10 protein-coding genes, 6 tRNA genes and 2 pseudogenes are annotated in these 8301 nt (G+C 70.4%); 10 read left to right on the top strand and 8 right to left on the bottom strand.

Going from position 1 to position 8301, the window contains the following annotated elements:
* The 3 genes and pseudogenes from AOK15_RS47590 to AOK15_RS31870 all read left to right on the top strand — a co-directional run.
* A pseudogene (locus tag AOK15_RS47590) lies at nucleotides 1-268 on the top strand (aminoglycoside phosphotransferase family protein); the annotation flags it as partial.
* A gap of 2 nt (nucleotides 269-270) precedes the next feature.
* A pseudogene (locus AOK15_RS47585) lies at nucleotides 271-373 on the top strand (aminoglycoside phosphotransferase family protein); the annotation flags it as partial.
* An 86-nt stretch (nucleotides 374-459) separates the two neighbouring features.
* The gene (locus AOK15_RS31870) at nucleotides 460-756 is read left to right on the top strand and encodes a TFIIB-type zinc ribbon-containing protein (RefSeq protein WP_055521799.1); all 297 of its coding nucleotides are present in this window, start codon (nucleotides 460-462) and stop codon (nucleotides 754-756) included.
* A 53-nt stretch (nucleotides 757-809) separates the two neighbouring features.
* Here AOK15_RS31870 and AOK15_RS31865 read toward each other — a convergent pair.
* The 5 genes from AOK15_RS31865 to AOK15_RS31845 form a co-directional block, all read right to left on the bottom strand.
* Nucleotides 810-881, bottom strand: a tRNA-Val gene (locus AOK15_RS31865).
* A gap of 35 nt (nucleotides 882-916) precedes the next feature.
* A tRNA-Val gene (locus AOK15_RS31860) sits at nucleotides 917-988 on the bottom strand.
* Nucleotides 989-1022: 34 nt separating this feature from the next.
* Nucleotides 1023-1094: transfer RNA gene (locus AOK15_RS31855), tRNA-Val, on the bottom strand.
* A gap of 1 nt (nucleotide 1095) precedes the next feature.
* Nucleotides 1096-1169 (bottom strand) — tRNA-Cys (locus AOK15_RS31850).
* A 38-nt stretch (nucleotides 1170-1207) separates the two neighbouring features.
* Nucleotides 1208-1280 (bottom strand) — tRNA-Gly (locus tag AOK15_RS31845).
* A gap of 156 nt (nucleotides 1281-1436) precedes the next feature.
* On the opposite strand from AOK15_RS31845, the gene AOK15_RS31840 reads away from it, so the two are divergent.
* Genes AOK15_RS31840 through AOK15_RS31830 form a run of 3 tightly spaced genes read left to right on the top strand, consistent with a single transcriptional unit; the run spans nucleotide 1437 to nucleotide 4176 of the window.
* On the top strand, nucleotides 1437-2480 hold the full coding sequence (locus AOK15_RS31840; protein WP_055521798.1) for a chorismate-binding protein: 1044 nt from the start codon (nucleotides 1437-1439) through the stop codon (nucleotides 2478-2480).
* Complete coding sequence (locus AOK15_RS31835; RefSeq protein ID WP_055521797.1) at nucleotides 2477-3298, top strand: aminotransferase class IV; 822 nt, start codon at nucleotides 2477-2479, stop codon at nucleotides 3296-3298. Before AOK15_RS31840 ends, AOK15_RS31835 begins: the two co-directional genes overlap by 4 nt.
* Nucleotides 3299-3351: 53 nt before the next feature.
* Nucleotides 3352-4176 (top strand): GNAT family N-acetyltransferase, encoded by an 825-nt coding sequence (locus tag AOK15_RS31830; RefSeq protein ID WP_055521796.1) that lies wholly within the window; start codon nucleotides 3352-3354, stop codon nucleotides 4174-4176.
* Between the two features lie 123 nt (nucleotides 4177-4299).
* Here AOK15_RS31830 and AOK15_RS31825 read toward each other — a convergent pair whose 3' ends face one another.
* Nucleotides 4300-4818: a DsbA family protein gene (locus AOK15_RS31825; protein WP_055521795.1), complete on the bottom strand. Its 519-nt coding sequence runs from the start codon at nucleotides 4816-4818 to the stop codon at nucleotides 4300-4302.
* Between the two features lie 195 nt (nucleotides 4819-5013).
* Here AOK15_RS31825 and AOK15_RS31820 point away from each other — a divergent pair, with 195 nt between their 5' ends.
* Both AOK15_RS31820 and AOK15_RS45800 read left to right on the top strand, forming a co-directional pair.
* Nucleotides 5014-5469 carry a hypothetical protein gene (locus AOK15_RS31820; protein WP_055521794.1) on the top strand — a complete coding sequence of 152 codons (456 nt, stop codon included), beginning with the start codon at nucleotides 5014-5016 and terminating at the stop codon, nucleotides 5467-5469.
* 187 nt (nucleotides 5470-5656) lie between these two features.
* Nucleotides 5657-5812 carry a hypothetical protein gene (locus AOK15_RS45800; protein WP_167738881.1) on the top strand — a complete coding sequence of 52 codons (156 nt, stop codon included), beginning with the start codon at nucleotides 5657-5659 and terminating at the stop codon, nucleotides 5810-5812.
* A 123-nt stretch (nucleotides 5813-5935) separates the two neighbouring features.
* Here the strand turns inward: AOK15_RS45800 and AOK15_RS31815 are convergent, their stop codons facing one another.
* Nucleotides 5936-6496 (bottom strand): CGNR zinc finger domain-containing protein, encoded by a 561-nt coding sequence (locus AOK15_RS31815; RefSeq protein ID WP_055521793.1) that lies wholly within the window; start codon nucleotides 6494-6496, stop codon nucleotides 5936-5938.
* Between the two features lie 331 nt (nucleotides 6497-6827).
* Nucleotides 6828-7241 carry an SsgA family sporulation/cell division regulator gene (locus tag AOK15_RS31810; RefSeq protein WP_004002642.1) on the bottom strand — a complete coding sequence of 138 codons (414 nt, stop codon included), beginning with the start codon at nucleotides 7239-7241 and terminating at the stop codon, nucleotides 6828-6830.
* 191 nt (nucleotides 7242-7432) lie between these two features.
* Between AOK15_RS31810 and AOK15_RS31805 the strand changes: the two genes are divergently transcribed.
* Both AOK15_RS31805 and AOK15_RS31800 read left to right on the top strand, forming a co-directional pair.
* Entirely contained in the window at nucleotides 7433-7912 is a 480-nt protein-coding gene (locus AOK15_RS31805; protein WP_055521792.1) for a TIGR02611 family protein, read from the top strand.
* Nucleotides 7913-7991: 79 nt separating this feature from the next.
* A tRNA-Val gene (locus tag AOK15_RS31800) sits at nucleotides 7992-8066 on the top strand.
* Nucleotides 8067-8301: the final 235 nt, after the last annotated feature.

The raw sequence follows: 8301 nt of genomic DNA, 5'->3' as shown, positions 1-8301 counted from the left end.
ATGTGTATAAGAGACAGCGCGGCGACCTGCATCTCGGCCCGCTCGTCCGCCACCCGGCGAGCACCGGCCCCTGGCGCCTGATAGACGTCGACGACCTCGGGGTCGGCGTCCCCGCCTGGGACCTCGCCCGCCCGGCCGCCTGGTACGCCTGCGGCCTCCTCCCGCCCGACGTCTGGGCCCGGTTCCTGGGCGCCTACCAGCGGGTGAGCGGCCCCGCGGTCCCCGCCGCCGACGACCTCTGGCCGGTACTGGACGTACCGGCCCGCGCNNGGCGGCCGGCCGCCCCCTCGACGACGTGGAGGGGGCCGTTATCGACGCATGTGACCGAATGAGTGCCGTCCCGCCGGAGTTGGCGAGCGATTTCCCGAAGTAGGGTGCAACCGACCACCGCCGGGCAGTGTCTGTCCTGGCGTAACGCGAAGCAGCACCAACGGCGAGGAGTTGAGCCGAACCATGCACATGCAGTGTCCGAAGTGCCATGCGCCGATGCACACGTACAACCGCAACGGTGTCCAGATCGAGCAGTGCAGCGGCTGCCGCGGGATCTTTCTGGACTACGGCGAGCTGGAGGCGCTGACCCGTCTGGAGTCCCAGTGGGGCGGCCCGGCCGTTCCGCCGCCCCCCGCCGCCCCGCAGTACCCGGCCGGCGGCCACCAGTCCGCTCCCGCCTGGGGCGCTCCGCACGGCGGCCACCACGGGGGTCACCATGGCGGCCACCACAACCGCGGCTTCGGTCACATGCTGTTCTCCAGCTGAACCCACGCACACCGAAGCCCCCGGCCGCAGAGACGGCCGGGGGCTTCGAGGTGTGGACGATACTGGGATTGAACCAGTGACCTCTTCCGTGTCAGGGAAGCGCTCTCCCGCTGAGCTAATCGTCCTCGGGGTGTGATCCGAAGATCACGGTGATACTGCGTGCGCGATACTGGGATTGAACCAGTGACCTCTTCCGTGTCAGGGAAGCGCTCTCCCGCTGAGCTAATCGCGCGGGTCAGACCTTCGATGATCCGTCGAAGATCCAGTGGACGATACTGGGATTGAACCAGTGACCTCTTCCGTGTCAGGGAAGCGCTCTCCCGCTGAGCTAATCGTCCTTGGAGGTGGAGACGGGATTTGAACCCGTGTAGACGGCTTTGCAGGCCGTTGCCTCGCCTCTCGGCCACTCCACCAGGAGTGAGGGGTTCGGGAAGATCCCCTTGTTCCTTCGAGCGGACGACGAGGCTCGAACTCGCGACCTCAACCTTGGCAAGGTTGCGCTCTACCAACTGAGCTACGTCCGCTTGTCGTTTCGGACCGCTCTCGCGTCCCGGCGACGAGTTGAACTCTAGCGGATTCCGGGGCCAGCACAAAAACGCGTTTGTGCAGCGTGCTGCGGTGCGTCCTCTCCGCCACCCGGCCGGGACCGCCCGGCAGGCGCCCGTCCTAGACTCGACTGCGTGTCCGACCTGCCTCCTCTCGCCCGCTTCGGCAACCTTGTCGCCACCGGTCTCGCCGATGTGACCAGCGATCCCGCCGCTCTGGACTCGTCCGGTTTCTGGGCCGTCCGCGCCGATTTCGAGGGCGGCGTGGTGTGCGCGCGGTTCAGTGACGTACGGCACGAGCCGGTCCCGCGGCCGGTGCCGGGGCAGTGGCGAGGTCCGGCGGTCGACGACTGGACGTCTTCGCTCGACCGCGCCGCGTACACGGCGGGCGTACGCCGCATCCGGGAGCACATAGCCGTCGGCGAGGTCTACCAGGCGAACCTCTGCCGGGTGCTGTCCGCGCCCGTCGCGCCGGACGCCGACGTGGACGCGCTGACCGCGCTGCTGGCCCGCGGTAACCCGGCACCCTTTGCCGGAACGATTCGCCTGCCTGATCACGGCGTGGAGATAGCCACCGCGTCGCCCGAACTGTTCCTACGGGTCGACGGCCGGACCGTCGAGTCCGGACCGATCAAGGGGACCGGACGGACCGAGGCGGACCTCCTGGAGAAGGACTACGCCGAGAACGTGATGATCGTCGACCTCGTCCGCAACGACATCGGGCGGGTCTGCGCCACCGGTTCCGTGACCGTCCCGGACCTGTGTGTCGTCGAGAAGCACCCGGGGCTCGTCCATCTCGTCTCGACCGTGCGGGGCGAACTGGGCGCGGACACCGGCTGGCCGGAGCTGCTCGCCGCGGCCTTCCCGCCGGGCTCGGTCACCGGCGCACCGAAGTCCAGCGCCCTGCGGATCATCGACGCCCTGGAGACGGCGCCCCGCGGCCCGTACTGCGGAGGCATCGGCTGGGTCGACGCGGACCGGGGCACCGGGGAGCTGGCCGTCGGCATCCGCACCTTCTGGATCGACCGGCCGTCGGGCGAGCTGCGGTTCGGCACCGGCGCCGGCATCACCTGGGGGTCGGACCCCGAGGCGGAGTGGCGGGAGACCGAGCTGAAGGCCGCCCGGCTGCTCGCGGTAGCGTCGGGAACGTACGAGGCGAGTGGGAGGACCCTTACGTGAAGATCTGGCTCGACGGCGGACTGCAGGACATCGACTCCGCCCGTGTCTCCGTCCTCGACCACGGGCTGACCGTGGGCGACGGCATCTTCGAGACCGTCAAGACGGTCGACGGGCGGCCGTTCGCGCTCACCCGGCATCTCGACCGGCTCAGCCGCTCGGCGCGCGGCCTCGGGCTGCCCGAGCCCGACCACGACGAGGTGCGCCGTGCCTGCTCCGCCGTCCTCGAGGCCAACCCGGTGCCGCTCGGTCGGCTGCGTGTCACGTACACCGGCGGTGTCTCCCCGCTCGGCTCCGACCGCGGCGACCACGGCACCACCCTCGTCGTCGCCCTCGGCGAGACCTCCCGGCGCGCCGACTGCACCGCTGTGATCACCGTCCCGTGGACCCGCAACGAGCGCGGCGCCCTCACCGGCCTGAAGACCACCTCGTACGCGGAGAACGTCGTCGCGCTCGCCCGTGCCCACGAACAGGGCGCGAGCGAGGCCCTGTTCGCCAACACCGTCGGGCTGCTCTGCGAAGGCACGGGCTCCAACGTCTTCGTCGTCCTCGACGGTGAGATCCACACCCCGCCGGTCGCCTCCGGCTGTCTCGCGGGCATCACCCGCGCGCTCGTCGTCGAATGGACCGGCGCCCGCGAGACGGACCTGCCGCTGGACGTCCTGGAGAGCGCCGACGAGATCTTCCTGACATCGAGCCTGCGGGACGTGCAGGCCGTGCACCGCGTCGACGGCCGTGAACTGTCCGGCGCGCCCGGCCCGGTCACCGCCAAGGCCATGCGGATCTTCGACGAGCGGTCCGGGAACGACCTCGATCCGTAGAACCGGGCGATATTCGGCGGACATGGGGCGGCGAGGCGGGTAGAACACCCGTGATGACCACCACCCTGCGGCCCATCGAGCCGCTCCAGTTCGCAGCCGACGGGTCCCGTTCGCGCCGCTACCAGGTGTGCGTGAACAGCCGTCCCGTCGGCGCCATACACCTCGGCACCCGCCCCGAGCCCAGCTCCTCGGCCGCCCGGATCCTGGACCTGCGGATCGACGAACCGGACCGTCGGCGTGGCCGGGCCACGGTCGCCGCGCTGGCCGCCGAGGAAGTCGCCCGCGGCTGGGGCTGCCGACGGATCGAGGCGTCCGTCCCGGCAGGCGCGGACCCCGCCCTGCGGCTCGCCGAGACCCTCGGCTACGTCCTGCGCAACCGCCACATGCGCAAGCCCCTCGACGGCGCCCCGCCCGAACTGCCGGAGGGCAGCCGGGCCCGCCCCATGACCGAGGCCGAGTTCGGCCCCTGGAAGGAGGCCGGGCTCGACGGCTACGCCCAGGACCTGGCCACCCACGGGGTACCCGAGGCGGAGGCGTACGCGCGTGCCGCCGAGGGCTACGAACAGTGCCTGCCCCACGGACCGGCCTCCCCGAACAGTGTGTGCAGCGTGCTGGAGCACCAGGGCACCAGGGTCGGCACCCTGTGGGTGTGGCTGACCGCCGACGCGGCCTGGGTCTACGACGTGGAGGCGGACGCCGCGCACCGGGGAAGGGGGCACGGCCGTTCGCTCATGCTGCTGGCCGAGGCCCAGGCAATGGCGGCCGGCCGTACCGTCCTCGTACTCAACGTCTTCGCGGGGAACGTCCGCGCCGAATGCCTCTACGAGTCCCTCGGCTACGAGACGACCACCTACCACTTGTCCAAGCCACTGCTCTGAGGAGGGCGCGGGGCGCGTGGCGGCGGCAGGGGGTGCCCTCCGCTGGGAGAGGGCGCGGGAGACGGCCGGACCGGGTCTCTGCCGGGCGCCGGACGTGGCGTTCGGGGGCGGCGGTGCCGGGTGTCAGGCGCTCTCGGCCAGTAGGCGGTCGGCGATCTCCTCGATGCGCTCGCGCAGCCCCTCCTGGCTCTTGCCGCCGTCGAGGCGTTCGCCGCCGATGACATACGTCGGGGTGCCGCTCACGCCGATCGCCTTGCCCTCGGCCTGGTCGGCGTCCACGATCAGGATGTGCCGGCCGTCGATCAGCGCGGTGTCGAACTCCTCGGCGTCCAGCCCCAGTTCACGGGCCGCCTCCACCAGGAACGGCTCACCGGCACGGTCCAGCTGCTCCACCCGGCCCAGTACGGCCTCGACGTACGGCCACGCCTGTCCCTGCTCCGCGGCCTCCTCGGCGGCCTGCGCGGCGGCGAAGGCGTGCTTGTGCTTCTCCAGCGGGAAGTGCCGCAGCCGGATGTCGAGCCGGTCGCCGTAGCGGGCCCGCAGCGCCCGGAGGTCGTCGAGGGCCTGGCGGCAGTCGGGACACTGGAGTTCGCACCAGACGTCCAGGACGACGGCCGACGGTGCGGGGGAGGAGTCGCTCATGCGATCAGTCTTCCAGCCCGGGACCGCACCGGCCCAATCGGCTGTCCTCAGGCCGGTACGCAGTGGGTGGCGACCCCGAGGCGACCCGGAGATCTCCCTGAGGTCTTCCCGGACCATGGCATATCGGGCGCGGGGCGGTGCAGGATGGAAGGGACGGATCGACCCGCCCGACCGCGCTGCGCCTTGGAGGCTCCGATGATTGCCGAGACAGTTTGCGCCGCCGTCTCAGCGGCCGGCCTGGGCCTCGCCGCGATCACGGCGTACCGGAAGCGGTTCCTCAGGGCGACGCGCATCGCCGCCTACGCGCTCGTGCCCATCGGCCTGGTGATGACCGGAGTCGTCGAGTGGGCGGCGGACACCGCGTTCAGCCCGACCGCGTGGGCCGGCTTCGGGGTGCTGGGCGCGGCCTGGTTCCTCTTCATGACCACACGCGCGGTGGAGCGACGCCGGGGCGACACCGGCAAGGACCGCAAGGCGGCCAAGGCGTCCCGCACGGAGGCGATAGCCCCCGCCGCGTCGGCACCCACCTTGGGTGGCAGCGCCCGGCCGGCGGGCCGCCCCACCACCGGATCCCGGCCGACGAGCCCCGGCGCGTCCGCCGCGGACGACTTCCGCGACATCGAGGCGATCCTGAAGAAGCACGGCATCTGACCACACGTCCCGTATCAGCCGCCCTTCACCGGTAGTGCACCGAACGGACTGAAACGACACAGTAGGTCGACTGGCGGCGCCGAAGTGATCACGATCGCTCCGGAGATTGTGGATATTGGCGAACTCTCCGTCATTCGGGGTCGGTTGATCGCGCGGAGGGGCTCCACTGCGTCATCATCGCCGCGAGATGCTGGATACAACAGAACAGAGCGACACCACCGCCCCGCCAGAGGAGCGGCGAGGTTGTCTCTTCGCGCTTTCCCAGCCGCCGCTGATGATCTTCCTTGCGGTGATCGGCTGCCTGCTGCTCATGGCGTCACTGCACGACCTGCTGATGCTCTGAGCCGTAAACGGAGCCCCTGACGTCACCCGTCGAGGGCTCCGTCAGTTCCAGCACCACCGACAGAAACCTGCCCGGAGAAACCCACCACGACCCGGCACCCCACGGGTCGCCCCCGGAGTTCCCTCAGCCCGCGGCTTCTTTGCGGCGCGCCCGGTACGCGGCCACGTGCAGGCGGTTGCCGCAGGTGCGGCTGTCGCAGTAGCGGCGCGAGCGGTTGCGGGAGAGATCGACGAAGGCACGCCGGCAGTCCGGAGCCTCGCAGCGGCGCAGCCGCTCCTCTTCCCCCGCGACGACGAAGAAGGCGAGGGCCATGCCGCAGTCGGCCGCGAGATGGTCGGCGACGGACGCGCCGGGCGCGAAGTAGTGCACATGCCAGTCGTAGCCGTCGTGGTTCGTGAGCCGGGGCGTGGTGCCCGCCGCGGCGACGAGGTCGTTGATGACCGAGGCGGCCGAGCCGGGGTCCGGCGCCGAGAAGACCTCCGCGAACCTGCCGCGTACCTTGCGCACGGCGGCGAGGTCGAACTCCGACAGCGTGCCGACATCGCTGATGTCGTGCTCCTGTACGAAGGCACCGAGCGACGCGACATCCGTGAGCCCGTCCGTCGCCGTGTCGTTCTCCGGTGCGGTGTTCACCAGATCCACCACGGTGTCGAGGGCACACCGGGTGTCGTGGGTGATCAACACGTTTCGCTCCCTGGCCTGCGAGGGTCGGGCAGCCGCCCGCCGATGCTGGCCGATGGTAACGGCTCCCCGCACCGGACGGACCGGACGGACCGGCCCAGAGCCCGGGAAACCGCGGGGGACGTGGTCAGAGGGGGTGCCGGTGCCGAAGTGATCGGAAGGGGGCCGCTCGGCGGCCGGACTCGCCGCGCTCCGTCACCCTGCGCATACGGACGCCGCCGCGCGGAGACCCGCTGCGACGGCGTCGATCGGTCGGCCTGAGCCGTATGCGGTTGTCCTGGCCCGAGCCGTCTCCCCGAGTGGACGGCGCCGGGCGGCTCTGTGGGGTCTCGGTCTAGCTCTCCGCCAGGATGTGCGAGAGCTCCTGATCGAGGTCGAAGTGCCGATGTTCCGTGCCGGGTGGCACGGCGGCGTCTGTGCGCTTCAGGAAGGACTCCAGAGCCCGCGCCGGGGCTTCGAGCAGTGCCTCGCCCTCCGGAGAGCTCAGGGCGATGCAGACGACGCCCTGACCGTGACTGCGCGACGGCCAGACACGGACGTCGCCGGTGCCGGTGGGCCGGTGAAGGCCCTCGGCGAGGAGGTCGCGGGCGAACACCCATTCGACAGTTTCCTCGGCACCGGTGTGGAAGGTGGCGTGCACGGCGTAGGGATCGGCCGTGTCATACCGCAGTCCCGCGGGAACAGGCAGTGAGGACTCGCTCGACACAACGAGGCGCAGGTGCAGCTCGCAGCTGACCGTGGTGTTCATAAGCGCCAAGGCCTTTCGCTCAGTGTGCGCTCGGGGATTCGCACGTCGGCGAAATCGACATGCCACCTACGGTGCCGTTGTAAACCCCTCTGGGAGTTTTGCGTCGCTTTTGGTAGCTCATCCGGCCGAGCCCGACTTCGTCCGGTACGACCATTCCGGTGACCGGTTTCTCTCCGGTAGGGTTTGGCCGTATGGACACGGGGAGTAACGGAACGGGGGAGGTCGCGGTGGCGGCCGACGGAACGAACAGAGAGACGGACGTAGCGAACAGCGAGGCCGATGTGGCGAAGAAGGAAGCGCCGCTCGGATCCCGTGCGCCGGAATTCGTCAAGGCGCGCCGGATGCTGCACCTGAGCTGGCAGGTGGCCGTCTTCATCATCGGGCTCGCGGTGGTCGTGGCCGGTGTGATCATGCTTCCCCTTCCCGGCCCCGGCTGGGTCGTGATCTTCGGCGGCATGGCGATCTGGGCGACCGAGTTCGTGTGGGCCCAGCTGGTGCTCCGCTGGACCAAGCGGAAGGTCACCGAGGCGACCCAGCGCGCCCTCGATCCCCGGGTCCGCCGCCGGAACCTCATCCTGACGTCGATCGGCCTGGTGATCGTGGCCGTCCTCACGGGGGTCTACCTCTGGAAGTTCGGCTTCGAGATGCCCTGGAACATCAAGAACCAGTAGGCGAGGGCCGGACCGTCACCGGGCATCCGCGCCGTGTCCGAGGCACCCCCTGACATGGGGTAATGTTCTTCCTGCGCCCGGGCGATTAGCTCAGTGGGAGAGCGCTTCGTTCACACCGAAGAGGTCACTGGTTCGAACCCAGTATCGCCCACCAGTCGAAACGACCTGGTCCACGGACTCCGTGGACCAGGTCGTTTCGCATGTACGGACAGTGCGCGCGTGCGCACGTGATGACTTGGCGGCGCGTGCCGGGCGGTTCCGGCGGGGCCGAGGCTTCCCTCAGTGGCAGGGGTCGCGCGTCGCGGCCAGGGGCCGGTGGTCGAGGGCCAGGGGCGCGGAGGCTGGAGGCCGAGGGCCGGCGACCGTGCCCAGGAGGCCAGGAGGCCAGG

Source organism: Streptomyces ossamyceticus (genome assembly GCF_001418475.1).
Lineage (GTDB): Bacteria > Actinomycetota > Actinomycetes > Streptomycetales > Streptomycetaceae > Streptomyces > Streptomyces ossamyceticus.
This window is presented reverse-complemented; position numbering and strand designations above follow the sequence as displayed.